The sequence below is a fragment of the Variovorax sp. AC103 genome (assembly GCF_979254005.1).
Map to the genome: position 1 here is coordinate 23,345 of NZ_CEEDFC010000004.1, position 23,933 is coordinate 47,277.

Genomic DNA, 23,933 nt, shown 5'->3' on the forward strand with positions numbered 1-23,933 from the left:
ATCGTTCCTGCAAAATGCAGCGATGCCCCACAGCGTTTCCCTCATCAACACGATCGCCGCCGGGCTCGGGCTGGCGCTCGTGTTCGGGTTCCTGGCGGCCCGGCTGCGGCTGCCCGCGCTCGTCGGCTACCTGCTCGCCGGCGTGATCATCGGCCCCTTCACACCCGGCTTCGTGGCCGACGCGAGCATTGCGGCGCAGCTGGCCGAAATCGGCGTCATGCTGCTCATGTTCGGCGTGGGCCTGCATTTTTCCCTGGACGACCTGCTCGCCGTGCGCAAGATCGCGCTGCCCGGCGCGCTCGCGCAGATCGCCGTCGCCACCCTGCTCGGCGGAGGGCTCGCCCTGTGGTGGGGCTGGAGCTGGGGCCAGGCGCTGGTGTTCGGGCTCGCGCTGTCGGTGGCCAGCACCGTGGTGCTGCTGCGTGCCCTGGAAAGCCTGGGCATTCTCGATTCATTCACCGGGCGCATCGCCATCGGCTGGCTCGTGGTCGAAGACCTGGCCATGGTGCTGGTGCTGGTCCTCATGCCGCCGCTGGCCGGCACCCTGGGCGGGCAGAGCGCCCAGTCCGGCCCGGCCGATCCGCTGTGGCAAACCCTGGGCCTCACCCTGCTGCAGGTCGGTGGCTTCGTGGCGCTGATGCTCGTCGTCGGGCGGCGCGTGTTCCCCTGGATTCTTTGGCAGGTCACGCGCACCGGCTCGCGCGAGCTGTTCACGCTGTGCGTGGTGGCCGCGGCCGTGAGCATTGCCTTTGCCTCGGCGGCGCTGTTCGGCGTGTCGTTCGCGCTGGGCGCCTTCTTCGCCGGCATGGTCATGCGCGAGTCCGAATTCAGCCACCGCGCCGCGCAGGAGTCGCTGCCGCTGCGCGACGCTTTCGCCGTGCTGTTCTTCGTGTCGGTCGGCATGCTGTTCGACCCCTCGGTGCTGATCGAGCGGCCCCTGCAGGTGCTGGCGGTGGTGCTGGTCATCGTGCTGGGCAAGTCGCTTGCGGCCTGCGCGCTGGTGCTGGTGTTTCGCTACCCGCTGGGCACGGCGCTCACCGTCAGTGCCAGCCTGGCGCAGATCGGCGAGTTCTCGTTCATCCTGGCCGGGCTGGGCGTGTCGCTCGGGCTGCTTCCGGTGGAAGGGCAGAGCCTGGTGCTGGCGGGCGCGCTCATTTCCATTGCCACCAATCCGCTGTGGTTCAGCCTGATCGTGCCCATACAGAAGTGGCTGCACGCCCATTCGTCGTTCGCCCGGGGGCTGGAGTCGCGCGACGACCCGCTGGCCGAGCTGCCCCTCACCACCGAGGCCAAGTACCTGTCGCGGCAGGTGGTGCTGGTGGGCTACGGCCGGGTCGGCCGGCGCATTGCGCAGGAACTCGACGCGCACGACATTCCCTACGTGGTGGCCGAGCAGAACCGCGAGCTGGTCGAAAAACTGCGCGAGGCCGGCACCCCGGCCGTGTGGGGCGATGCGGCCGATCCGGCGGTGCTGATCCAGGCGCACATTGCGCGCGCCCGGGTGCTGGTGGTGGCCACGCCCGACGCCATCAACGTGCGCCAGATGATGGAAACCGCGCGCACGCTCAACCCCACGATCCAGACCGTGATCCGCAGTCACAACGAGCAGGAGGCACGCCTGCTCACGCAGGAAACCTCGGCCACCGTGTTCCTCGGCGAACACGAACTGGCACAGGCCATGGCCCGTGACGTGGTCCAGCGCGCCGTGTCGATGGCCGTGCCGGGCTGAGGCTCACGCCCACCCGCGCGCCGGGTTCAGAGGTCTTCGATGACCAGGGTGCGGTAGCGCTGCGCCATGGCATAGGGCACGGTGCGCACCGCCTCCATCAGCTTGTCGGCGGTTTCGCGGTCGTCGGTCTTGACCAGCAGCGCGGCATGGCCTTCCTGCGCAAGCTTGGTATACGCACGCACCGTGGCGCCTTCGGTGCCGGCGGAGGGCAACGGGTCGTCGGCGAGTTCGACGGTCGGCGTGATCTGCGACAGCACGGCCTTCGGCGGCAGCAGGAAGATGTCGTCGCCGCTCATGCCGTTGTCGATCAGCTGCTGGCCGACGCGGCTGGCGTCTTCCAGCTTGGCGAACATCACCATCGAGTAGCCCGTGGGATAGAACGCGCCGCCGATGGTCGCCCGCATGCTCGGGTCAAGGCTGAAGGGTTTCATGTCGCCTCCTGGGAAGGTTTTGCAAAGAACAAGGACCCGCTGACGGGTTGCATGTAAAACAGTAGGCCGACCCACCGGTGTGCTCTGTAGGAGAAGCCCGGGAGCTGTCAACGGCTCGCGTCCTCCAGGCATTCAACACTCAGCCCCTTTTCATACCGCCCAATGCCCTCGCCCAGGAACATCGCGCTCACCATCCACGAGCTGGAGGTCGGCGAGTTCTATTGGCTGCTGATGGAAGCAGCGGCCGACCCCGCCGAGGTGACCGGCGCGCCGGGCGAGCGCACCCATGTGTATCTGCCCCTCGAAGCGGCGCTCCGGCCGTATCCGAGCTACTCGAACGCGCTGGCGGCCGGCGTGGCCATGATGCGGCGGCTGTTCGGGCCCGACGGCACGCCCGGCTCCCTATAATCCCGCCGGTTCGGTGCGTTAACTTTTTATAACTGCACCCAACCACGGTTCGAAGGTGCCCCGGGTCCATGTCGCATGGCCCTGGGGTTAAACGGGAAGCAGGTGCGCCGCGTCGTTGAAGACGCGTCAAAGCCTGCGCTGCCCCCGCAACGGTCAGCGGATCTGGAAATCCTCACGCGCGAGCCTCTTTCTTGAAGGCTCGGCAGTCACTGCGCTTCGGCGTGGGAAGGCGAGGGTTTCTGTCGTCGTGTGCTCCATTCGGCACACAGCGGCGCTCCGCGAGCCCGGATACCGGCCTTCGCAACCGCCTTCGGACGCAGCGGGAGTGCGTGTCCGGGCCTGCCGCTTCGCGCTTGCGCTCACCGTGGCAGCCCTTTCGCCTCTCCCGTCGCGTCCTTCATCGGTCGTGAGCCTGCGGGGACGCAGGCCGGAGGAGAAGCTAAATGAGTCGAGCAACACGGGCGCGAAGTCGCCCGGGCATGGGTACGCGCGTGCCGTTTCGTCGGGCGCGGCTGTCGGGTCTTTCAGGCCTGTCAGGTCTGTCACTGGGGTTGGGCCTGGCCTTCGGGCCTTGCGTTTCCCTTGCGCAGCCGGCTGAATCGGCCGACGCCAGCCAGAGCCCATCCCTGAACCCGGTACGGATCGAGGCCGACCGGCAATCCCCGCTGGCCATCGACGAGCCCACGTCCACCGGCAGCCGGCTCGGGCTCACGCCGCTGGAAACGCCGGCCAGCATCGAGGTGCTGACGGGCGACACCATCCGCGCGCGCGGCGACGTGTCGGTCGTCGACGCGGCCACCCGTGCCACGGGCATCACCGGCTCGCCCGGACCCGGCAACGGCGGCACCGCGATGGCGGCGCGCGGCTTCACGGGCCACGGCTCGGTGATGCAGCTGTTCGACGGCACGCGCCTGTATGCGGGCGCCGGCACCGTCACCTTTCCGTTCGACACCTGGTCGGTCGACCGCATCGAAGTGCTGCGAGGCGCGGCCTCGGTGATGTACGGCGAAGGCGCCATCGGCGGCGCCATCAACGTGGTGCCCAAGAAGCCCACGCGCGGGCCCATCCGGAACGAGGCGCTGCTCACGCTGGGCTCCGACGCCACCCGCCAGGCGGCCTTCGGCAGCGGGGGAGCCATCAACGACAAGCTGTCGTACCGCTTCGACATCAGCCACCGCACCACCGACGGCTTCATGCAGCGCGGCGAGGCCGAGAGCCTGGCCGTGGGCGCGGCCGTGCGGCTGGACGTGTCGCCGCAGCTGCAGTTCACGCTCTCGCACGACGAAGGCCGACAGACCCCGCAGCGCTACTACGGCGTGCCGCTGATCGACGGGCGCCTGAACAGCCAGACCCTGCGCCAGAACTACAACCTGGACGACGCCGAAATCAAGTACCGCGACAAGTGGACCCGGCTCGACGCGCAGTGGACGCCGAACGGCGCCGTCACCGTGCGCAACCAGCTCTACCGCCTGGAGAGCAAGCGCCACTGGCGCAACAGCGAGACCTACACCTTCAACGCCACCACGCGCCGCGTGACGCGCGGCGACTACCTGGAGATCGGCCACGACCAGGAGCAGATCGGCAACCGCACCGACGCGACCTTCAAGCACAGCGTGTTCGGGCTGGCCAACCAGGTGCTGGCGGGCTTCGACGTGAACCGCATCGACTTCCAGCACAGCAACGACTCGCCTTACGGCGGGCGCTCGGTGATCGACCCGTTCGTGTTCAACCCCGGCTACTACGCCTCGCCCGTGGCCTACACGCCGCGCTACAAGACCAAGACCGACACCTACGCCTTCTTCACCGAAGACAAGCTGGCCTTCGACGAGCAATGGTCGGTGGTGGGCAGCCTGCGCTGGGACCACGCCAAGGTCGCGCGCACCGACCTGCAGAACGCCGCCAACAACCTGGGCAAGACCTTCGAGTACGCCACCGGCCGCCTCGGCGTGGTGTACGCGCCCGATGCGTCGCAGTCGTACTACGCGCAGGTGGCGCGCGCGGCCGACCCGCTGACCTCGCTGATCAGCACTTCGGCCGCGCAGGTTCCGTTCGAGCTGAGCACCGGCAGGCAGGTGGAGGTCGGCTACAAGCGCCAGCTGTCCGACAGCCGCGGCGCATGGACCGTGGCGGCCTACCGCATCGAGAAGAACAAGCTGCTCTCGCGCGACGCCAACGACCCGAACAAGACGCAGCAGGTCGGCAAGCAGTCGTCCGAGGGCCTGGAAGCCACGCTCGACCTGGCGCTCACCTCCACGCTGCGGCTCGAAGCCAACATGGCCAAGCTGCGCGCGCGCTACGAGGACTTCAACGAGGTCGTGAACGGCCGCCTGGTCTCGCGCGCGGGCAACACGCCCAACGGCGTGCCCGAAGAGGCGGCCAACCTGTGGCTCGGCTGGCGCTTCCTGCCGCAGTGGGAGGCCGCCTTCGGCGTGCGCTACGTCGGCCCGCGCCAGGTCGATGCGGCCAACACGCGCAGGATCGGTTCGTACACCGTGGCCGACGCCTCGGTGAGCTGGCAGGCGAACCCGTCGCTCAAGCTGGCGCTGCGGGCCTACAACCTTGCTGACCGCAAGTACCCGGTGTCGTTCTCGAACGGCGGCAACCAGTGGCTGCTGGGCCGGCCGCGCTCGTTCGAGCTGTCGGCGCTGGTCGACTTCTGAAATCCGGCATGAATTCCGGCATGACCTCCGCATGGCGCCGCGCCTGGCCGCGCGTGCGGCACTGGCTCTACTGGACGCACCGGTGGCTGGGCATCGGCGGCTGCCTGCTGTTCGTCATGTGGTTCGCCTCGGGCGTGGTGATGATGTACGTGGGGTACCCCAGCCTTACGGACCAGGAACGGCTGGCAGGGCTCGCACCGTTGCGCTTCGGGCAGGCGCAGGTATCGCCCGCAGCAGCGCTGCAGGCGCTGCCGCAGGACGTGCGCGCGCAGCCCCCGCGGCGCATGGGGCTGGAGATGCAGGGCGGCATCGACGCCGGGCCGGTCTGGCGCATCGTCGATGCGCGCGGCGGCCGGCACACCGTGTCGGCGCGCGATGGCCATGTGCACGGCCCGGTCGATGCCGCGCAGGCCGAGGCCATCGCACGCGCCTTCTCCGGCCATGCCGGTGCGCGCTGGGCCGAGACGCTGGAGCGCGACCAGTGGACCGTGCCGCAGGGCCTGAACCCGCTGCGTCCGCTGCACCGCATCGAGGTGAACGACGCGGCCGGCACGGAGCTGTACGTGTCGCAGCGCAACGGCGAGGTGGTGCGCGACACCACGCGCCCGGAGCGCTTCTGGAACTGGCTGGGCTCGGTGCCGCACTGGATCTACTTCACTCCGCTGCGCGCCGATCCGCCGCTGTGGCACGACGTGGTGGTGTGGCTGTCGGCGGCGTGCATCGTCTCGGCCGTGACGGGCATGGTCATCGGCATCCTGCGGGTGCGTGTGCGGCGCAGGTTCCGCAACGGGGCGGTCACGCCTTACGCGGGATGGATGGCCTGGCACCACATCGCCGGGCTGATCGGCGGTTTCTTCGTGCTGACGTGGATCATCAGCGGCTGGCTCTCGATGAACCCCAACGGCTGGTTCCAGCGCGGGCCGCTCGATGCGGCCGCCATGGCGCGCTACACCGGGGCCGGTACGGCGCCGTTCCCGTGGCCGCCGGCCTCGTTGCCGTCGGGCGAGGGCGAGAGCGCACCGCGCGAGGCCGTGCTGCTGTGGTTCGACGGCAAGCCGCTGCTGCAGTTGCGCGACGCGAAGGCGCGCGTGCGCGTGGTCGATGCTGCCAGCGGCGCGCCGGCCGTCATCGGCAAGCCAGACCTCCTGCGTGCCGCCGCCCGCCTGCGGCCCGGCGCCGCCGTGACGCAGGCCGTGCTGCAGACCCGCGAAGACTTCCACTGGTACGGCCACCACCGTGAGCGCGTGCTGCCCGTGTGGCGCCTGCAATTCGACGACCCGGCGCGCACCTGGGTCTACGTGGACGCCGCCAGCGGCCAGGTCGCGGGCAGCAACGACAGCAGTTCGCGCCTGCGGCGCTGGCTGTTCAATGCCGCGCACAGCCTCGACTTTCCCTGGCTCATCCGGTACCGGCCGGCCTGGGACTTCGTGGTGTGGCTGCTGTCCATCGTCGGCGCGGTGGCCTCGGCCAGCGGCGTGGTGATCGGCTGGCGCCGGCTGCGGCGCAAGCCGGGGCGGGCGACTGCCTCGAAGGGGCTTGCGCAAGCCAGCCCCTGAACCAACAATCAACTTTCGCACTGCGGTGCATTTTCAGGAGGTGCTCGATGCACATCGAACCAGGTCTCGTTGACGGATCCAAGATTTTTCTCAGCTACGCGACGGCCGCCGCCGCGCTGGCCTACACAGGCAAGGTGGCCTTCGACACCCTCATGAAGGACGGCCCTGCCGCCCTGGTGCTGCGCTCGGCCATTGCCGTGGCGCTGGTGTTCTGCTTCTTCGAGGTGCTGCCGCACCACCCGGTGGGTGTGTCGGAGGTGCACCTGATCCTCGGCACGACGCTGCTGCTGGTCTTCGGCCTGGCGCCTGCGGCCATCGGCCTGGCAGGCGGGCTGCTCATCCAGGGCCTGTTCTTCGAGCCGCAGGACATTCCCCAGTTCGGCATGAACGTCACCACCTTGCTGGTGCCCCTGTTCGCAACGGCCGCATTGGCGCAGCGAATCGTTCCCAAAAACGTGGCCTATGTGGACCTCAGCTACCAGCAGGCCTTCAAGCTGTCGGTGGCCTACCAGGGCGGCATCGTGGTGTGGGTCGGCTTCTGGGCGCTCTTCGGGCGCGGCACGGGGCTCGAGAATCTCAGCCAGATCGCCAGCTTCGGCGCGGCCTACATGACCGTTGTGCTGGTCGAGCCGCTGGTCGACCTGGGCGTGCTGGCGGCGGCCAAGGGCTGGCGCCGCCTGCAGGGAACTGCCTTCGTCGAGCGCCGGCTGTACAGCGCCGCCTGAATCGCCAGGCCTCTCGCTTCTTTTTTCGGGAGCGCCCCCGGCAAGTGCCGCGGGCGCTCCTGCCATTCATCGCGGTGGCCACGGTCGCCATCTGGCTGCCCCGGCCGCTGAAAGAACATCTCCCATGACACAAGCAAGCAACGCCAAGATCCCCGTCACCATCGTCACGGGCTTCCTCGGCAGCGGCAAGACCACGCTGCTGCGCCACATCCTGGGCAATGCCGAGGGCCGCCGCATCGCGGTGATCGTCAACGAGTTCGGCGAGCTGGGCATCGACGGCGAAATTCTTCGCGGTTGCGGCATCGGCTGTGACGATGAGGGCAACGAGCGCGAAGGCGCGCTGTACGAGCTGGCCAACGGCTGCGTCTGCTGCACCGTGCAGGAAGAGTTCCTGCCCGTGATGCTGCAGCTGGCCGAGCGGCGCGGCGACATCGACGCGGTGATCATCGAGACCTCGGGCCTCGCGTTGCCCAAGCCGCTGGTGCAGGCCTTCCAGTGGCCGGACATCGCCAACATCTTCACGGTCGACTCGGTGGTCACGGTGGTGGACGGCCCGGCGGCCGCCTCGGGCCAGTTCGCCGAAAACCCCGCCGCCGTTGACGAAGCCCGCCGCGCCGACCCCAACCTCGACCACGAGTCGCCGCTGCACGAGCTGTTCGAAGACCAGCTCTCGGCCGCCGACCTGGTGGTGCTGAACAAGACCGACCTGATGGACGAGGCCATGCGCGCGCAGGTCGAGGCGCTGGTGCGCGAAGAGCTGCCGCCCGAAGTGAAGATCGTCGCCGCCACCGAAGGCCGGCTGCCGCTCGCGCTGCTGCTGGGCCAGGGTCGCGCCGCCGAAGCCACCATCCACCTGCGCGAAAGCCACCACGACCACGAGGAAGAGCACGACCACGACGAGTTCGACTCGCTCGTCATCGAGCTGCCGCCGGTGGACCGCGACCGCCTGCTGGCCGTGCTGAACCAGCTGGTCGAGCAGCACACCATCTACCGCGTGAAGGGCTTCGTCGCCATTCCCGGCAAGCCGATGCGCCTGCTGGTGCAGGGCGTGGGCCGACGCTTCGACCACCACTTCGACCGCCGCTGGCGCGATGGCGAGGCGCAGCGCACCCGGCTCGTGTTCATCGGCGAAGACCTGAACGAGGCGTTGCTGCGCAAGGCGCTCGACGAGGTGAGCGCGGTCCCGGCCTGACGCGCGACAGGCTGATCGCATGCACCTGCTGAGCACCCAGCCCGGACGCTTCGTCGAGGACGACAGCGTCGTCACCCGGCTCGACCAGACGCCGGGCGACATCGTGGTGCTCAGCTCGGCCGACACCACGCTGGCGTTGCTGGCCGCGGCGCGCACCGCGCTGGCGGCCACCGACCCCGGCTATCCGTCGCTGCGGCTGGCCAACCTCATGTACCTGAAGCAGCCGGCCTCGCTCGACCTGTACATCGACGAGGTGCTGCAGCACGCGCGCGTGGTGGTGGTCGACCACCTGGGGGCCGAGTCGGCCTGGGCTTACGGGCTGCAGCAGCTGGAGAAGCTCGCGAAGCGCAAAGGCCAGCAGCTCGCCATGTTCTCCGGCGACCTGCAGGAGGACGAAGACCTGCTCGCGCGCGGCACCGTGCCGCGCGAGGTGAGCCGCCAGCTGTGGCAGTACACCCGCAACGGCGGCGCGGGCAACGCGATGCAGTTTCTGCGCTCGGTGGCCTTCCACGGCCTGGGCCATGGCCAGGCACCGCTGCCGCCGCGCAGCCTGCCGCAGGTGGCGCTGCATGTGCCGCGCGGCATGGGTGGCATGGGCGGCATGAACGAGGCCCACACGGTGGCCGGCATCGACGACCTGCGCGCCGGCTGGCACGCCGATGCACCGGTGGTGGCGCTGGTGTTCTATCGCTCGCACCTGCTGTCGGGCAACACCGTGGCCTTCGACGCCATGGCCGCCGCGCTGAGCGCCGAAGGGCTCAACCCGTTGCCGGTCGCACTCGATTCGCTGAAAGACCCGCTGTGCCTGTCGACGTTCCGCGAGCTGTGCGCGGCGCACGAGGTGCAGCTGGTGCTCAACACCACGGCGTTCGCGGCGCTGGGGCAGGGCGCGCAGGACGCAGAAGGCGAAGGCATCGTCCTGGCCGGTGACGCCCCGGTGCTGCAGGTGATCGTGAGCGGCGGCAACCGCGAAGACTGGCTGGCCGACAGCCAGGGCCTGCGCCCGCGCGACATCGCGATGCAGATCGCGCTGCCCGAGATGGACGGGCGCATCATCACGCGCGCCATCAGCTTCAAGGGCCTGTCGCACCGCTGCGAGCTCACGCAGACCGAGGTGGTCAACTACCAGCCCGAGCCCGACCGCGTCGCCTTCGTGGCCGAACTGGCGCGGCGCTGGTGCAGGCTGCGCAGCGTGCGCGCCGAAGACAAGCGCGTCGCGCTGATCCTGGCCAACTACCCGGGCAGCGAGGGCCGCATCGGCAGCGGCGTGGGGCTGGACACGCCGGCCTCGGTCATCGGCATCCTGCGCGCGATGCAGGCCGAAGGCTACGTCCTGGGTGGGCCCGATGCCGTGCCCGAAGACGGCGACGCGCTCATGCGCACGCTGCAGCAGGGCATTGCCAACGACCCCGAACAATGGGCCTCGCGCCCTGCGTGGCAGAGCTACGCGCTGGCCGACTACAACGCACGCCTGGCGGCCTTGCCCGACGGCATGGCCGCCGCCATCGACGCGCGCTGGGGCACGCCCGACCAAGACCCGATGGTGCGCCAGGGCCGCTTCATGATCGCCGGCCTGCGGCTGGGCCGCGTGTTCGTCGGCATCCAGCCGGCGCGCGCGCTGGGCACCCTGGGGACCTTGGGTGTGGCCGACTACGCGAGCTACCACGACGCCGAGCTGGTGCCGCCGCACAGCTACCTCGCCTTCTATTTCTGGCTGCGCGACGTGTTCGCCATCGACGCGGTGGTGCACGTCGGCAAGCACGGCAACCTCGAATGGCTGCCCGGCAAGAGCCTGGCGCTGTCGCAGGCCTGCTGGCCCGACGCCATCCTGGGGCCGTTGCCCAACGTGTACCCCTTCATCGTCAACGACCCGGGCGAGGGCGCGCAGGCCAAGCGGCGCACGCAGGCGGTCATCGTCGACCACCTGATGCCGCCGCTCACGCGGGCCGAGAACCACGGCCCGCTGCAGGACCTGGAACGCCAGGTCGACGAGTACTACGACGCGCTGCTGGTCGACGCGCGCCGCGCCAAGGTGCTGCGCGCGCAGATCCTCGCGGCGGTGCGCGCGCAGCACCTGGTCGAAGAACTCGGCATGCCGGGCGCGGAAGACGACGCCGTGCTCGCGCGCGTCGATGCCTACCTGTGCGAGCTGAAGGAAACGCAGATCCGCGACGGGCTGCATGTGTTCGGCGCCTCGCCGCAGGAGCGCCTTCGGCGCGACACGCTGCTGGCGCTGGCCCGCTACCCCGCGCTGGACGGTGTGGGCGACAACGCGGGCCTGCTCGGCGCGCTGGCCAAGGACCTGCTGCCCGGCGAGGCCTTCGACCCGCTCGACATCGATGCGGCCAGGCCCTGGCAGGGCGCGCGCCCCGCGCTGCTGCAATCGGTCAGCACGGAAGCATGGCGGCACCAGGGCGACACGCGCGAGCGGCTGGAGCTGCTCGCGCAGCAGTTGCTGGAAGAGGGCGCTTGCCCCCAGGAACTCACGCAGACCGCCGCCGTCATGCGCCGCATCGAACGCAGCCTCGCACCCGCGCTCGACGCCTGCGGACCGCAAGAGCTGCGCCAACTGCTGCGCGCGCTGCAAGGCCGCTTCGTGCCCCCGGGCCCGAGCGGCTCGCCTTCGCGCGGCCGGCCCGACGTGCTGCCCACCGGGCGCAACTTCTACGCGGTCGACACCCGCGCCATTCCCACGCCCACCGCCTGGATGCTGGGCCTGAAGTCCGCCGCGCAGCTGGTCGAGCGCCACTTGCAGGAGCACGGCGACTACCCGGTGGCCATGGGCCTGTCGGTGTGGGGCACGGCCACCATGCGCACCGGCGGCGATGACCTGGCGCAGGCGTTCGCGCTCATCGGCGTGCGGCCCAAGTGGGCGCCAGGCAGCCAGCGCGTGGTCGACTTCGAGGTGCTGCCCACGGTGGGCATCGGCCGTCCGCGCATCGACGTCACGCTGCGCATCTCGGGTTTCTTCCGCGACGCCTTTCCCAACGCCGTGCAGATGTTCGACGCCGCCGTGCAGGCCGTGGCCGCGCAGGACGACGAGGACGCCGAGCGCAACCCGATTCGCGCGCGCATCCTGCGCGAGGCCGCTGCGCTGCAGGCGCAGGGCGCAACCCCCGAGGCCGCGCGCCTGCAGGCCGGCTGGCGCGTGTTCGGCTCGGCGCCCGGCAGCTACGGCTCGGGCCTGCAGCCGCTGTTCGACCAGGGCGACTGGCAGACCGACGACGACCTGTCCAGGGCCTACGTGGGCGGCAGCGCCCACGCCTACGGCCAGGGCAGCGACGGCTTGCCGGCGGCCGACGCGCTGGTGCGGCGCCTGCGCGCCATGAACGTCGTGATGCAGAACCAGGACAGCCGCGAGCACGACCTGCTCGACTCCAACGACTACTACCAATTCCAGGGCGGCATGGCCGCCGCCGTGCGCCACCTGAGCGGGCAGCAGCCGGCCATGTACCACGGCGACCACGGCAACCCGCAGGCGCCGCGCGTGCGCACGCTGAAGGAAGAAATCAGCCGCGTGATCCGCTCGCGCGTGGTCAACCCCAAGTGGATCGAGGGCGTGAAGCGCCACGGCTACAAGGGCGCCTTCGAGATGGCCGCCACGGTGGACTACCTGTTCGGTTTCGACGCCACCGCGCGCGTGGTCGGCGACCACCAGTACGCGATGGTGGCCGACGCCTACGTGCTCGACGCGGCCACGCGCGACTTCGTGAGCGAACACAACCCGCGCGCGCTGCACGACATGCTGAGCCGCCTGCTGGAGGCCATGCAGCGCGGCCTGTGGCAGCAGCCCGGCAACTACAAGAACCAGTTGGAAAACCTGCTGCTCGACCACGAGCAGCAGATGGAAGGACTCCCCCGATGACCTCAGCCGCCCCGATGCCGGAGCCTTTTCCCTTTGCCGCCATTGCCGGGCAACCGCTGCTGCGCCAGGCGCTGCTGCTGGCTGCGGTCGACCCCGGCCTGGGCGGCGTGCTCATCGAAGGCCCGCGCGGCACCGCCAAGACAACGGCGGCGCGCGCCCTGGCCGAGCTGCTGCCGGGCGCGCCCTTCGTCACGCTGCCGCTGGGCGCGAGCCTGGAAAGCCTGGTCGGCACGCTCGACCTGGGCCAGGCGCTGGCCGGCCATGAGCTCAAGTTCGCGCCGGGCCTGCTGGCGCGTGCACACGGCGGCGTGCTGTACGTGGACGAAATCAACCTGCTGCCCGACGCGCTGATCGACTCGCTGCTCGATGCGGCCGCCAGCGGCGTGAACGTGGTGGAGCGCGACGGCATCTCTCACCGGCATGCCGCGCGCTTCGTGCTGGTGGGCACCATGAACCCGGAAGAGGGCACGCTGCGCCCGCAACTGCTCGACCGCTTCGGCCTGTGCGTGCAGCTGCGCAACATCGAGGACGCGGCCGAACGCCAGGCCATCGTGCGCGCGCGGCTGGCCTTCGACGCCGACCCGCAGGGCTTTCGCGCGAAGCACGCGCAGGAAGAGGCCGAGCTGGCGGCGGCGCTGGTGCGCGCACGGGCGCTGGTGTCCGATGCGTCGGCGCTGCCCTATGGCGATGCGGTGCATGAAGCCGTGAGCACGCTGTGCATCGAGGCCGGCGTGGACGGCCTGCGTGCCGACCTGGTGATGCTGCGCTGCGCCCGCGCACTGGCGGCGTGGGACGGTGCGGCGTCGATCACCGGCGCGCATGTGCAGCGTGTGGCGGAGGCGGTGCTGCTGCATCGGCGCAAGCCCGGCGGCACGGAGAGCGCGCCGCCGGCCGCGGCCCCGGCTCCCGCCAGTCCATCCGCCAGGGAGAACACCGACGCGGCCGCGAACAACGCCAGCGGCAACAACGACAACGACAGCGAGTGGGGCGCCATGCCCCCCGAGCCTGTAGGCATCGAGCGCGTGAAGCCGCTGCGCCCGCTGATCTCCGCGCAGCAGGCCGCCGCAAAAAAAGCCTGAGCCTCCGGAACACCCCACCCGCTGGCGCACGCCAGGGTGACCGGAGGCAGGGTTCGCAAAGGGACGCATGGCATGGCCCCGCCACGCAGGGCACGGCCTTCGACTGGCCGCGCACCTTCGCGGCCCGTGGCGCAGCGCAACTGCGCCCCGAGCACCTGCGCCGTCGTCCGCAGCAGGCACGCAGCGGCGCGCTGCATTGCCTGCTGCTCGACTGCTCGGCCTCGATGCGCAACGACGGCAACCTTGCGCGCGCCAAGGGCCTGCTGCTCGCGCTGATGCAGGAGGCCTACCAGCGCCGCGACCATGTCGCGCTGCTGTGCTTTGCCGGCGCGGTGGTCGAGCTGCGCCTGCCGCCGCGTCGCGCCAGCGCCTGGAACGACGACTGGATCGCGCCGATCGCGGCCGGGGGCGGCACGCCGCTGGCGCTGGGCGTGCAACACGCAGGGCAGTTGCTGGCGAAGAGCGAGTCGCGCCAGCGCTGGCTGTGGCTGCTGACCGACGGCCGCTCCAGCGAAAGCCCGCAGCGCCCGGAGGCCGCCGACGTCGCGTGCGTGGTCGACTTCGAGGCGGCCCGCCTGCCGCTGCACCGCGCGCGGCAACTCGCGGCGCGGTGGGACGCGCGCTACCTCACCGTGTAGGGCTGACCGGCGTTTTGCATCGCCGTTGCGTTACCGTGCGGCATGCGCTTCAAAACCTGTTTCCTGTTCCTTGTATTGACCGTGGCGATGCCCGCTTTCGCCCAACCCTCGGCGGTGCCGGACGCTGCGGCCTGCCAGGCCGAGGAGGCATCGCTCGAGCGTGACATCGATCTCGCCCGTTCGCGGGGCCAGATGCTGCGCCGTCAGCAGTTGGCCGAGGCGCTGGGTGCGATCCAGGCACGGTGCAAGGCGCCGGCACCGGCCGGCAGCCGCGCGGCGCGCATCGACAAGCTGGAGCAGGACATCAGGTCGCTGCGCGCACAGCTCGAACGCGCCGAGGAGCAGCTGCGTCAGCTGAAAAGCGAGTCGCCCTGAACACGACGCCAGCGTGCCGCGTGCCCTCGGGCGGGCGGCCGCTCGCCGCGGTTCACGGCATCGGGGGAGCGGCCGCTTCCTCGGGCGCGGCCAGCATCGTCCCGCGGCAGTTCGCCGAACCGCAATGGCACGGGTACTTCGACGGCGGCGAGCCGTCGTCTGCCGTCAGCGAATAGTCGATGAACAGCTCGTCGCCCGCATCCACCGCCACCAGCGTCTGGAACTTGAGCACCAGCTCGCCGCCTTCGTCGTATTCCTCGACCGCCTCGCAGTTGGGCTCGCACGAGTGATTCAGGTGCCGCGTGGCGTTGCCGCCCTTGGCGCCGTCGATGGTTTCCTGGTTCGTCAGCGTGAACAGGTAGGTCAGCTGGTCGTCCCAGGCCTTGGTGGCGATCTCGGCCTTGGTGTAGCGGCGGCCTTCGTACAGGCCCAGGAAGGCTTCGCCCGGCAGGTCGCGCGTGGCGAAGGCGCCCAGGCCGTGCACGCCGCTGGGGCCCACCCGGATGAAAGGAGTGGACGAGGTCTGCTTGCGATGCTTCATGGGGAAAAAGAAAAAACGGGGGATTCGCTCATGCGGTGGGCAGCGTCGCCAGGAACCGGGTGCCGTCGGCGGCGCTGGACGTGACCTGCAGCGTGCCGCCATGCCCGGCGACAATTTCCGAGGCGATGTAAAGGCCCAGCCCCAGCCCGCCACCGGGCTTGCTGTGCGCGGGCCGCCAGTAGGGCTGGAAGATCTTCGCCAGGTCGTCCGCGGGAATGGGCGGGCCGCCGTTGATCACCGAGAGCACCAGCTTGTCGCCCTCGATGGCGGCGCGCACGGTGATGGGCTGGTCTTGCGCGCCGTGCGTCACCGCGTTGCCGAGCAGGTTGGACAGCACCTGCTGGATGCGGCCCTGGTCGCAGCGCACCGCGCGGTTGATGGCGATGTCGTCACGAATGTCGAGCTTCGGGTTGGCCGCGCGCACTTCGTCGATGACGTCCTTCAGGCCGGAGGCCAGGAAGTCGGCCTCGCGGATGGTCAGGCCCACGCCCGAGCCGAGCCGCGCGCGAGCGAAGTCGAGCACGTCGTCGATCAGCCCCGACATGCGCCGCGTGCTGGCCTTCAGCCGGGTGCCGAGCTTGACGAGGTCGGGCTCCGCGCTGCGGCGCACCAGCAGCTCGGCCGTTGCGCCCACGGCCGACAGCGGGTTGCGCAGGTCGTGCCCCAGCACCGCAATGAATTCTTCGCGCAACTGCGCCGTCGTGCGCTCGGACTGCAGGGCGGTTGCTATGCGCTCCTGGCGGTCTTCGTTTTCCAGCTGCAGCGCGATCAGTTCGGCGAAGGCGGTGAACATCGCCACCACCCGCGCGTCGGACACCGCCGCAGGGCGGGGGTCGATGGCGCACAGGTTGCCGAAGTACTCGCCGTTACTGTGGATGATGGGCACCGAGATGTAGCTCTCGATGTTGTACAGGCGCGGCGTGTGGTGGTTGAAGTACACCGGGTCGGTGCTGGCATGGTCGATCACCACCGGCAGCCGGGCCATGCGCGATTCGCTGCACAGCGTGGTGCCCACCTGCAGCTGCCCGCCGGGCTTCAGCCCGAACTGGATGGTGTCTTCCACCGCGCAGGCGGTCCAGGTGCCGTCGGTCACGCGGGCCACGGCGGCAAAGCCCATGCCGGTGTTCTGGCAGATGACCTTGAGCAGCGAGGGCACCGCGCTGATGCGGCCGATGGCCGCCACGTCCCGCGCAATGGCTTCTTCGGTATCGACGTCGGCCACTGGAAGCGTTGCGAAAGGAAGGGAGTCGGCGGCGGGGGTCAAAGTCCGGAAATGGTACTTCAGAGGACCATGGCGCGAAACAGCAAAGGACATAGGGTCCGATGCGCCGCGGCCGCAGGTCCCCTGCTGCGGGTCAGGGTCGGGGCTCGCCCAGCGAGGCCAGGCAGGCCACGATGGCGTCGGCCGCCTCGTCCAGCCGGGGGCCGGGCCGCATCATCAGGTCGAAGCGCGCCGAGGCGAAGCTGCAGACCCGCCCGCGCTGGATGGCCGACATGGCCGACCAGCCGGGCCGCGCGGCCATGGCAGAGATTTCGCCCAGCGCCGAGACCATCAGCACGTCGGGGTTGGCGCGCACCACGAACTCGGGGCTCATCTTCGGGAACGGTCCCAGCGTGCCCGACACCGCGTTGCCCAGCCCCAGGCGGGCCAGGGTTTCGCCGATGAAGGAGCTTTCGCTGGCCGCCGCCATGCCGCCGTGCACCTCGAAGTACACCCGGCGGCCCTGCCAGGCGGCCGGCACACGGGCCCGGGCGGCGTCCAGCCCTGCGTCGAGCTTGCGCCAGTAGGCCTCGCCCGCACCCGGGCGGCCGGTGGCGCGGGCCACGGTTTCCATCACGCGGCGCAGGTCGGCATGGGTCTTGGCGTCGAGCGCCAGCACCTTGATGCCAAGGCGCTCCAGCGGCTCGGCGGCGCGGCTGCGGGGGCGCAGCAGCACCAGGTCGGGCTTGAGGGCCACGATGCGCTCGATGTTCGCGTCGTCGATGCCGCCCACCTGCGGCAGGCCCTTCACCGAGGCTGGCCAGTTGGCATGGCGGTCGATGCCCACCAGCCGGTCGCAGGCGTCGAGCGCGCACACCGTTTCGGTGAGCGAGGGCATCAGCGACACGATGCGCCGCGCCGGCGCCTGCAGTTCGAGCGTGGTGCCGCGGTCGTCTTCCAGCCGAATGGCCCCCGCGGCATGTGCCGCGGCGCCCAGGCCCAGGGCCACGAAGGCCGCCGCCTTCGCGATCTGGCGCACGGTGCTGGAAAGCGGCGTGTGCCAGTGCAGGGCGGGGTTCGGCAGGGTGGGAGAGTTCATCGAGGCGGGGCGGGAAGGCGGCGAAGGCGGGGCCCGCCTATTGTCGCGGCGTCTGCATGCGCAGCAGCCGCGCCGCTTCTTCCATGCGCGCGTCTTCCACCTCGCGCAGCACGTTGCCCAGGTCGACCGGACCGGTTTCGCGCACGAAGCTGCCGGTGAGCTCGGTCTCGGGCCGCAGCAGGCCGCGCTCGTACAGCGCCCAGATCTCGTCGCCGTAGTGCGTGCGCAGCAGGCCGGGCTCGTACTGGCCGAAGAAGTTGCGCAGGTTTTCCACGTCGCGCAGCAGCATGCGCTTGGCGTGGTTGTTGCCCGCGGCGTCCACCGCCTGCGGCAAGTCGATGATGACCGGGCCGTCTTCGGCCAGCAGCACGTTGAACTCCGAGAGGTCGCCGTGCACCACGCCCGCGCACAGCATGCGCATCACCTCGCGCAGCAGGCTGGCGTGGTGGCGCAGCGCGTCTTCGGGCGAAAAGGCCACGTCGTTCAGGCGCGGCGCCGCGTCGCCGTTGGCGTCGGTCACCAGGTCCATCAGCAGCACGCCTTCCAAAAAGTTGTGCGGCGTGGGCACGCGCACGCCGGCGGCGGCCAGGCGGTAGAGCGCATCGACCTCGGCGCTCTGCCAGATGGCCTCGGTCACCTGGCGGCCGAACTTGGTGCCCTTGGCCATGGCGCGCGCCTCGCGGGTGTTCTTCACGCGGCGGTTCTCGGTGTAGTCGACGGCTTGGCGAAAGCTGCGCTTGTCGGCCTCCTTGTAGACCTTGGCGCAGCGCGTTTCGTCGCCGCAGCGCACCACGTAGACCATGGCCTCCTTGCCGCTCATGAGCTGGCGCACCACGGTGTCGATGAGGCCCTCGTCGATCAATGCCTGCAGTCTGGGGGGTGCTTTCATGGCCGTGCCTCCTGGAAATCCTGTTGTAGAGCCAGTGGCCGTGCCGCGAGGAAGTTCCTCAGGCTTTCCGTGCCGATCTGGTAGAGCCCATCATGCCTGTGCGGCGCAAAGCCCAGTTGGCGGTTGATGGCGAGCATGGGCGCATTGACCTCGGCGTTGCTGGTGACGGCCAGCGTCACCTCGGGGTGGCGCTCGCGCACGAGCTGCAGCATTGCCGCCTTCACGCCCTTGGCCAGGCCCTTGCCGCGCCAGGGGCGGGCCACGGCGGTGAGGTTCTGGTACATGCGGTCGGGCACGCGCTGGCTCCAGTTGGCGTCGCACACCGCGGCCAGTTCGTCGCCGGCCAGCAGCAGCACCAGGAAGTGGTCGCCGCCGCGGCGGTCCAGCTCTGCATACCAGGTGTGATAGCCCTCCAGGTCGTAGCGCAGCGGCGGGCGGTCCAGGTTCGTGGTGGGCGCGTCGTCCAGCAATGCGGACATCGGCGCCATCAGCGTGGCGAGCCGCTCGAAGGGCACGCGGCCCGCATGCACCTCGGCGCGCAGGCCGTGGGCGGGTGCGAAGCCTTCGGCGCGCCAGCGGTCCAGGGCCTGCCAGTCGAGGCCGGCGAAAGCCATGCGGTTCTCGATGGCGCGGTGTCTTTCTTCGGCGCCGACGGCCCGCAGGAAGGCGTGGCCTTCGCTCAGGTGCGTTCTGAGCGTGGCAACGGACTTGCCTTGCGCCTGCATCAGCGCCAGCAAGGCACGCAGCAGGGCGGTGGCCACGCCGCGCCGCTGGTGCGCACGCAGCACGCCGCCCCAAACGTCGATGAAGGACGCGAACGCCTCGTGCTCGGGCGTGCCGTCGCGGCGGAAGCTCGCGTTCAAGCTGCCGATGAATTCGCCGTGCGGGCCAACGGCCAGCACGCGGTGGACCACGACCAGCGGGTCTGCCCGAAGCACGCCGTGCCGCGTGTCCTCATCGTCCGGCACCGGCTCGCCGGGGTGGTCTTCCGCATGGCGCAGGCGCCAGTAGGCAAGGGCGCGGGTCCAGCAGTCTTCGCTCGCGCGCTGGGGATCGAAAACGATGGTCTCTGTATGCCGCGCGGCTGCGAGTGCGCAGGCCGTTGCGGCGCGGGTTTCAAGCATGGTGAGCCTTGATTCGAAAAATGAACGGAGCGCCGACGGCACATGCGTGCCGGCGGCGGGCGTTTGAATCGGAGGACGGCTTGCGAGACGCGGCCTGGGATGGCCGCGCGGGCGGACTGGGCTACACGGCGAACGTGTGAGCGATCAGTTCAGATGAGGCCCGACAAACCGCACGTTGGTAGGGGCTTGAATTGCAGTGTCTTCCATGGCGCACCTCCGCTTTCTGTGTGGTTGTCGAAGCGACGAATGTAGCGGGCCGGCTCGGCGCTGTGAAGTGCCGTGTGGTTTTGGCGCATGTGCGCATGCGCGCGTGTGTAGCATCGCCGGCGACATCCACCCACGCACTCATCACCCATGGCGAACACGGAACCGGTCTCCCAGTCGAGCTTTCTCTACTTCACGGGCCAGGGCTCGGACAAGGTCTACCAGGTGCACCTGCGCCCCAAGGACGACGGCTGGGTGGTCGATTACGGCAACGGCCGGCGCGGCGGCACCCTGGCCACCGGCACCAAGACCAGCACCCCGCTTGCCTACGAGGCCGCGCTGAAGATCTACGACAAGGTGGTGAAGGAAAAAACGGGCAAGGGCTACACGCCCGACCAGTCCGGCGCGCTGTACACGTCCACGGATCTGGCCGGCCGCATGAGCGGCGAGCTGCCGCAACTGCCCACGCTGATCCTCGAGGCGCAGGCGGCGCGCTACTTCGACGACCCGGGCTGGGGCCTGCAGGAAAAGGCCGACGGCGAGAACCGCATCCTGCTCATCGAAGGCGACGCCGTGCGCGGCACCAACCGGCGCGGCCTGTTCGTCGACATTCCGCAGGCCTGGGTCGGCGGTGCGCAGCTGCCCGCCGGCCGCACGGTGATTGCGGGCGAGCATGTGGGCGAGGTGTTCATGGCCTTCGACCTGCTGGAGCTGGGCGGGCAAGACCTGCGCGGCGCGCCGTTCATCGAGCGCTTCGGCCATCTGCACAAGCTTGCCGGCCTCGCGCCGTGGATGGTGGTGCTTGCGCTGGAACTCACCCCCGAAGGCAAGCGCAACCGCGCCGCGCAGTTGCTGGCCGCGCATGGCGAGGGCTATGTGCTGAAGGCGCTGGCCGCGCCGTTCAGCGCCGGGCGCAGCAGCACCAGTCTGAAGTTCAAGTTCAACCACAGCGCGACCTGCGAGGTGATTCGCGTCAATGCGCAGCGCTCGGTGGCCGTGGGGCTGCGCGACGAAGCCGGGGCCATGGTCGAACTGGGCAACGTGACCGTGCCGCCCAACGAGGCGCTGCCTGCGGTGGGCACGCTGGTCGAGGTGCGCTACCTGTACCGCTATGCCGGTGGCAAGTTCGAGCAACCCGTCTACAAGGGCCAGCGGCCGGACATGACGCCGGCAGACGCGCTGCTGTCGCAGGTCACGCGCATCAAGGACCGCAGCGCGGTGCCGGACGACGAGGCGGCCTGACGCGCACCGCCAGGCGATGGTCCAGCCGCGCGGCCGATTCTTGGTTCTTCCCGCGCGTTCATCGCAGACCTAAGCTTTGCGGCAATGAACAGCCTCGAAGGAAAGCGATGAGCGAGAAAGTGTTTTTGGCGGGCGCCACCGGTGCGGTGGGCGCAGCGCTGATCCCCTTGTTGGTCGATGCTGGCTACACCGTGTACGGCAGCACGCGGCGCGCCGAGCGCACGGCCGCGCTGCAGGCGCAGGGCGTGCAACCGGTGGTCGTCGACGTGTTCAATGCCCAGGCGCTGAAGGCGGCGCTGGTGCGCATCGCGCCCTGGGCCGTGGTCCATCAGCTGACCGACCTGCCCAAAGACCTGGACCCCGCACGCATGACCGAAGCCGCCGCCCTCAATGCCCGCGTGCGCACCGAAGGCACGCGCAACCTCGTGGCCGCCGCACAGGCCGCGGGTTCGAAGCGGCTGGTGGCGCAGAGCATCGCCTGGGCCTATGCGCCGGGCCCCAAGCCATTCACCGAAGACCGGCCGCTCGATGTCGACGCGCAAGGCACGCGCCGTGTGAGCGTCGACGGCGTGGTGGCGCTGGAGCAGGCCGTGCTGGGCGCGCAAGGGATCACGGGCACGGTGCTGCGCTACGGCCAGCTCTACGGCCCGGGCACGTCGACGGCCGAGCCCAAGGGCGCGAGCCCGGTGCATGTCGAGGCGGCGGCGCGCGCTGCATTGCTGGCGCTGCGGCACGCGACGGGCGGCGTCTTCAACATCGCGGAAGACGGGGCCGAGGTCAGCAGCGAGAAGGCGAAGCGCGCGCTGGGCTGGCGCTCTGTGCCGGGGCAGTGGTAGGGACTTAGCGCACCCGGTCCCCGTCGCGCACCGATTCCACCGTGCCGTTGAAGAAGCGCACGATGCCGAGGAAGGTGCCTTCGCCGCGGTAGTACGTCCAGTCTTCCATCGGCACGCATTGCTGCGTGACGACCTGCTGGGCCGGGCCGCCGGGGTACTGCGACGGAATCCACACGACTTGCGGGCGCGGCACGCAGACGAATTCGCGTGACACCGGGTCGCCGCATTTCTGCACGACCGAGAACTTGGAGTCGCCTGCGCCGGAGAGCCTGCCGTTGCAGTTGAGCGACTGCGCGGATGCGCTGCCAATGCACAGCAAGGCGGCAAACAGGAAAGAGGCGCTTGCGAACAGGGTGTGCATGGTGGGCGTTGCCAGCTGAACGGCTTTGGAGACCTGCGACTGTACCGGCGCGATCTGCTGGCCGGTGAATGTTCGTTTCGCACTGGTAAGTCTGGTCGTCGCGGCCCGAGGCGATGAGGTCAGTGGGACCTGGTTCGTATCAACCGGCTACAGACCCAACAACTTCAGGGAGACTGTGACGCTCTCGGGCTTTGCGTGGCCGGCCACTGCCTCGGTCAGTGAAACCTTTTCCTCAGCCCGCAGTGGGGAGTCCGCATGCAGCAGCAGGCTGTCGGGGCTGGCGAATTGTCGGAACCAAGGCTCCCCCTGTTCTCTTAAAAAGCGCTCCAGATCGTCGACGCAGCGCTCGTAGGTGCTGCCTGTTTCGGCATTGAAGCGCAGGTGATAGCGCCCTTCACGCAGCTTGTCCGGATCGCTGAAGGGGCCGTTCAGCGCTGCAGCGGCAAATGTGTCGTTGAGCACGCGAATGCCGAAGTGGACCTGGATTTCGACTGTCGCACTGATGGCTGGATACGAGTTACCCGAACGATGAAAGTGAACGAAGTCCACCGTGTGTGAATGGTGGCGCGTCCGACGGATGCCATCTCGGAATGGTACCGATCGAATGGCGCGACCGACAAAATCCCTGGGGCTGGAAACCGTCTCCAGCGCCTCCCAAGAGCAGTCGGCGCGAGCGCCGACAAGATTGGGCGGGCGAATCAGGCTCCTGAAACGCGGCCGCACTGATCAGGCTTCGACAACAATCGGGCACCGCCAGACCTTCTTCGCGGGCTCACAACGATGTCATTGGGAGCGTGTGCGCGCAGTGCGCTAGAGACTTCGAGCTCAAACGCCTCACAAGCGAATCGAAGGCGACAGGAATTCAGATCGAGTTCGACGAGATTCCTTGATAGAGGTGGCTGATACCGACCATCCGACCCGACGCTGGTTGAGCGACCGCGGCACTTCTCGAAGCTGAAGCTGGTTGGCCATGATCTCGACGCCGGCGGCGCGCACCCGCGACGGCACTTGATTGTGCGTTTTGCCCCTGCTTGCGCAGCGGGTCGCCCAACCCGAGAGCTACCAGCCTCCACTACCGGGTCCGCCTTTGAAGGGCCCAGCCAAGTCGGGGGTGATCCAGCCCCCATAGAACGGGCCCGCCTGTGGATGGGCCTTCGATCCGCCGACACGGCAGTCAAGATCGTGGGCATAGAAGGCCACACAGCCGGCGAGTGGCTCGGCACCAGACAAGGGATGGGGGTAGCTCCAGGCGACGTGGTCCAAGCGGCGTGCGCCGTCTACCAGATTCCAATAGCGCGCCGGTCCCTTCCACTCGCAGAACGAGCCATCGCCAGCGGGCTGCAACAGTCCAGGGTGTACGTCGGCCAGCGGGAGGTAGAAGGTAGGTGGGTGAGCCGTTTCGCGGACTGCCCAGGCGGCGCATGTGCGCGCTACCTCCAGGTGGCCCCAGAGCACGACGATCTCACGTGCTTCGCGCACGAGCTCTGGAGGCCTCGGGAAATCCCAAACAGATACCTGCCCCGACGCAGGTACATCGGCAAACGGGGGCCGCGCGTCGCCTCGCCAAAGCCATTGCGCGCGGGCGCTCTCAAGCCATCTGGAATCGCTGCTCATGATGGCGCGGAGGATACATGACGAGGCCGAAATGGCGGTCGAATGCTGCGAACCCAACACGGTTCGGAACGGCCAGCTTTTGGCAGAGACTGTATTGCCGACGATGTGCATCTGCAGCCAAAACATCGGCTGTCAGCGATGGGCCGGATGTCTGGTGTTCAGAC

The 23,933-nt window shown here is 69.4% G+C and carries 21 protein-coding genes and 1 riboswitch; of the genes, 12 read left to right on the forward strand and 9 right to left on the reverse strand.

Going from position 1 to position 23,933, the window contains the following annotated elements:
* Window positions 1-22 precede the first annotated feature (22 nt).
* A complete protein-coding gene (locus AC0IYU_RS06720; RefSeq protein ID WP_472114410.1) occupies window positions 23-1,729 on the forward strand; it encodes a cation:proton antiporter domain-containing protein in 1,707 nt (568 codons plus the stop codon).
* A gap of 26 nt (window positions 1,730-1,755) precedes the next feature.
* Here AC0IYU_RS06720 and AC0IYU_RS06725 read toward each other — a convergent pair whose 3' ends face one another.
* Window positions 1,756-2,160, reverse strand: a complete 405-nt coding sequence (locus AC0IYU_RS06725; protein WP_472114413.1) for a hypothetical protein — start codon at window positions 2,158-2,160, stop codon at window positions 1,756-1,758.
* A 162-nt stretch (window positions 2,161-2,322) separates the two neighbouring features.
* Here AC0IYU_RS06725 and AC0IYU_RS06730 point away from each other — a divergent pair, with 162 nt between their 5' ends.
* From AC0IYU_RS06730 to AC0IYU_RS06770, 9 genes are all read left to right on the forward strand, one after another.
* Window positions 2,323-2,568 (forward strand): hypothetical protein, encoded by a 246-nt coding sequence (locus AC0IYU_RS06730; protein WP_472114415.1) that lies wholly within the window; start codon window positions 2,323-2,325, stop codon window positions 2,566-2,568.
* A 37-nt stretch (window positions 2,569-2,605) separates the two neighbouring features.
* Window positions 2,606-2,882, forward strand: a riboswitch (cobalamin riboswitch).
* A gap of 177 nt (window positions 2,883-3,059) precedes the next feature.
* Entirely contained in the window at window positions 3,060-5,228 is a 2,169-nt protein-coding gene (locus AC0IYU_RS06735; protein WP_472114418.1) for a TonB-dependent receptor, read from the forward strand.
* Window positions 5,229-5,248: 20 nt separating this feature from the next.
* Window positions 5,249-6,784, forward strand: a complete 1,536-nt coding sequence (locus tag AC0IYU_RS06740) for a PepSY domain-containing protein (protein WP_472114421.1) — start codon at window positions 5,249-5,251, stop codon at window positions 6,782-6,784.
* A 47-nt stretch (window positions 6,785-6,831) separates the two neighbouring features.
* A complete protein-coding gene (locus AC0IYU_RS06745; protein ID WP_472114423.1) occupies window positions 6,832-7,509 on the forward strand; it encodes an energy-coupling factor ABC transporter permease in 678 nt (225 codons plus the stop codon).
* 124 nt (window positions 7,510-7,633) lie between these two features.
* Entirely contained in the window at window positions 7,634-8,701 is a 1,068-nt protein-coding gene (gene cobW, locus AC0IYU_RS06750) for a cobalamin biosynthesis protein CobW (RefSeq protein WP_472114426.1), read from the forward strand.
* A 19-nt stretch (window positions 8,702-8,720) separates the two neighbouring features.
* Complete coding sequence (gene cobN / locus AC0IYU_RS06755) at window positions 8,721-12,566, forward strand: cobaltochelatase subunit CobN (protein WP_472114429.1); 3,846 nt, start codon at window positions 8,721-8,723, stop codon at window positions 12,564-12,566.
* Window positions 12,563-13,645 carry an ATP-binding protein gene (locus tag AC0IYU_RS06760; protein ID WP_472114432.1) on the forward strand — a complete coding sequence of 361 codons (1,083 nt, stop codon included), beginning with the start codon at window positions 12,563-12,565 and terminating at the stop codon, window positions 13,643-13,645. The genes cobN and AC0IYU_RS06760 overlap by 4 nt, the downstream gene beginning before the upstream one ends.
* A 203-nt stretch (window positions 13,646-13,848) precedes the next feature.
* Complete coding sequence (locus tag AC0IYU_RS06765; protein ID WP_472115214.1) at window positions 13,849-14,283, forward strand: vWA domain-containing protein; 435 nt, start codon at window positions 13,849-13,851, stop codon at window positions 14,281-14,283.
* Between the two features lie 42 nt (window positions 14,284-14,325).
* The gene (locus tag AC0IYU_RS06770) at window positions 14,326-14,658 is read left to right on the forward strand and encodes a DUF1090 family protein (RefSeq protein WP_472114435.1); all 333 of its coding nucleotides are present in this window, start codon (window positions 14,326-14,328) and stop codon (window positions 14,656-14,658) included.
* A 52-nt stretch (window positions 14,659-14,710) separates the two neighbouring features.
* On the opposite strand, the gene AC0IYU_RS06775 is transcribed toward AC0IYU_RS06770, so the two are convergent.
* The 5 genes from AC0IYU_RS06775 to AC0IYU_RS06795 all read right to left on the reverse strand — a co-directional run bounded on the left by AC0IYU_RS06775 (window position 14,711) and on the right by AC0IYU_RS06795 (window position 19,512).
* Window positions 14,711-15,199: an SET domain-containing protein gene (locus tag AC0IYU_RS06775; protein WP_472114437.1), complete on the reverse strand. Its 489-nt coding sequence runs from the start codon at window positions 15,197-15,199 to the stop codon at window positions 14,711-14,713.
* A 28-nt stretch (window positions 15,200-15,227) separates the two neighbouring features.
* On the reverse strand, window positions 15,228-16,421 hold the full coding sequence (locus AC0IYU_RS06780; RefSeq protein ID WP_472114439.1) for a GAF domain-containing sensor histidine kinase: 1,194 nt from the start codon (window positions 16,419-16,421) through the stop codon (window positions 15,228-15,230).
* A 133-nt stretch (window positions 16,422-16,554) separates the two neighbouring features.
* Window positions 16,555-17,499: an ABC transporter substrate-binding protein gene (locus AC0IYU_RS06785; protein ID WP_472114442.1), complete on the reverse strand. Its 945-nt coding sequence runs from the start codon at window positions 17,497-17,499 to the stop codon at window positions 16,555-16,557.
* Window positions 17,500-17,536: 37 nt separating this feature from the next.
* A complete protein-coding gene (locus AC0IYU_RS06790; RefSeq protein ID WP_435438510.1) occupies window positions 17,537-18,388 on the reverse strand; it encodes a PA4780 family RIO1-like protein kinase in 852 nt (283 codons plus the stop codon).
* Entirely contained in the window at window positions 18,385-19,512 is a 1,128-nt protein-coding gene (locus tag AC0IYU_RS06795) for a GNAT family N-acetyltransferase (RefSeq protein WP_472114445.1), read from the reverse strand. The genes AC0IYU_RS06790 and AC0IYU_RS06795 overlap by 4 nt, the downstream gene beginning before the upstream one ends.
* A gap of 354 nt (window positions 19,513-19,866) precedes the next feature.
* On the opposite strand from AC0IYU_RS06795, the gene AC0IYU_RS06800 reads away from it, so the two are divergent.
* Complete coding sequence (locus AC0IYU_RS06800) at window positions 19,867-20,958, forward strand: hypothetical protein (protein WP_472114448.1); 1,092 nt, start codon at window positions 19,867-19,869, stop codon at window positions 20,956-20,958.
* Between the two features lie 107 nt (window positions 20,959-21,065).
* Window positions 21,066-21,794 carry an NAD-dependent epimerase/dehydratase family protein gene (locus AC0IYU_RS06805; protein WP_472114451.1) on the forward strand — a complete coding sequence of 243 codons (729 nt, stop codon included), beginning with the start codon at window positions 21,066-21,068 and terminating at the stop codon, window positions 21,792-21,794.
* A 4-nt stretch (window positions 21,795-21,798) separates the two neighbouring features.
* Here AC0IYU_RS06805 and AC0IYU_RS06810 read toward each other — a convergent pair whose 3' ends face one another.
* The 3 genes from AC0IYU_RS06810 to AC0IYU_RS06820 form a co-directional block, all read right to left on the reverse strand.
* Window positions 21,799-22,155: a DUF2845 domain-containing protein gene (locus AC0IYU_RS06810; RefSeq protein WP_472114454.1), complete on the reverse strand. Its 357-nt coding sequence runs from the start codon at window positions 22,153-22,155 to the stop codon at window positions 21,799-21,801.
* Window positions 22,156-22,302: 147 nt separating this feature from the next.
* The gene (locus AC0IYU_RS06815) at window positions 22,303-22,704 is read right to left on the reverse strand and encodes a hypothetical protein (RefSeq protein ID WP_472114456.1); all 402 of its coding nucleotides are present in this window, start codon (window positions 22,702-22,704) and stop codon (window positions 22,303-22,305) included.
* 510 nt (window positions 22,705-23,214) lie between these two features.
* The gene (locus AC0IYU_RS06820) at window positions 23,215-23,895 is read right to left on the reverse strand and encodes a DUF427 domain-containing protein (protein WP_472114459.1); all 681 of its coding nucleotides are present in this window, start codon (window positions 23,893-23,895) and stop codon (window positions 23,215-23,217) included.
* Window positions 23,896-23,933 lie beyond the last annotated feature (38 nt).

Excerpts from the sequence above, each read along its gene's own strand:
- AC0IYU_RS06720 (WP_472114410.1), top strand. The coding sequence starts at position 23 with ATGCCCCACAGCGTTTCCCTCATCAACACGATCGCCGCCGGGCTCGGG.
- AC0IYU_RS06725 (WP_472114413.1), bottom strand. The coding sequence starts at position 2,160 with ATGAAACCCTTCAGCCTTGACCCGAGCATGCGGGCGACCATCGGCGGC.
- AC0IYU_RS06730 (WP_472114415.1), top strand. The coding sequence starts at position 2,323 with ATGCCCTCGCCCAGGAACATCGCGCTCACCATCCACGAGCTGGAGGTC.
- AC0IYU_RS06740 (WP_472114421.1), top strand. The coding sequence starts at position 5,249 with ATGACCTCCGCATGGCGCCGCGCCTGGCCGCGCGTGCGGCACTGGCTC.
- AC0IYU_RS06745 (WP_472114423.1), top strand. The coding sequence starts at position 6,832 with ATGCACATCGAACCAGGTCTCGTTGACGGATCCAAGATTTTTCTCAGC.
- cobW (WP_472114426.1), top strand. The coding sequence starts at position 7,634 with ATGACACAAGCAAGCAACGCCAAGATCCCCGTCACCATCGTCACGGGC.
- cobN (WP_472114429.1), top strand. The coding sequence starts at position 8,721 with ATGCACCTGCTGAGCACCCAGCCCGGACGCTTCGTCGAGGACGACAGC.
- AC0IYU_RS06760 (WP_472114432.1), top strand. The coding sequence starts at position 12,563 with ATGACCTCAGCCGCCCCGATGCCGGAGCCTTTTCCCTTTGCCGCCATT.
- AC0IYU_RS06770 (WP_472114435.1), top strand. The coding sequence starts at position 14,326 with ATGCGCTTCAAAACCTGTTTCCTGTTCCTTGTATTGACCGTGGCGATG.
- AC0IYU_RS06775 (WP_472114437.1), bottom strand. The coding sequence starts at position 15,199 with ATGAAGCATCGCAAGCAGACCTCGTCCACTCCTTTCATCCGGGTGGGC.
- AC0IYU_RS06785 (WP_472114442.1), bottom strand. The coding sequence starts at position 17,499 with ATGAACTCTCCCACCCTGCCGAACCCCGCCCTGCACTGGCACACGCCG.
- AC0IYU_RS06790 (WP_435438510.1), bottom strand. The coding sequence starts at position 18,388 with ATGAAAGCACCCCCCAGACTGCAGGCATTGATCGACGAGGGCCTCATC.
- AC0IYU_RS06795 (WP_472114445.1), bottom strand. The coding sequence starts at position 19,512 with ATGCTTGAAACCCGCGCCGCAACGGCCTGCGCACTCGCAGCCGCGCGG.
- AC0IYU_RS06800 (WP_472114448.1), top strand. The coding sequence starts at position 19,867 with ATGGCGAACACGGAACCGGTCTCCCAGTCGAGCTTTCTCTACTTCACG.
- AC0IYU_RS06805 (WP_472114451.1), top strand. The coding sequence starts at position 21,066 with ATGAGCGAGAAAGTGTTTTTGGCGGGCGCCACCGGTGCGGTGGGCGCA.
- AC0IYU_RS06810 (WP_472114454.1), bottom strand. The coding sequence starts at position 22,155 with ATGCACACCCTGTTCGCAAGCGCCTCTTTCCTGTTTGCCGCCTTGCTG.
- AC0IYU_RS06820 (WP_472114459.1), bottom strand. The coding sequence starts at position 23,895 with ATGTTTTGGCTGCAGATGCACATCGTCGGCAATACAGTCTCTGCCAAA.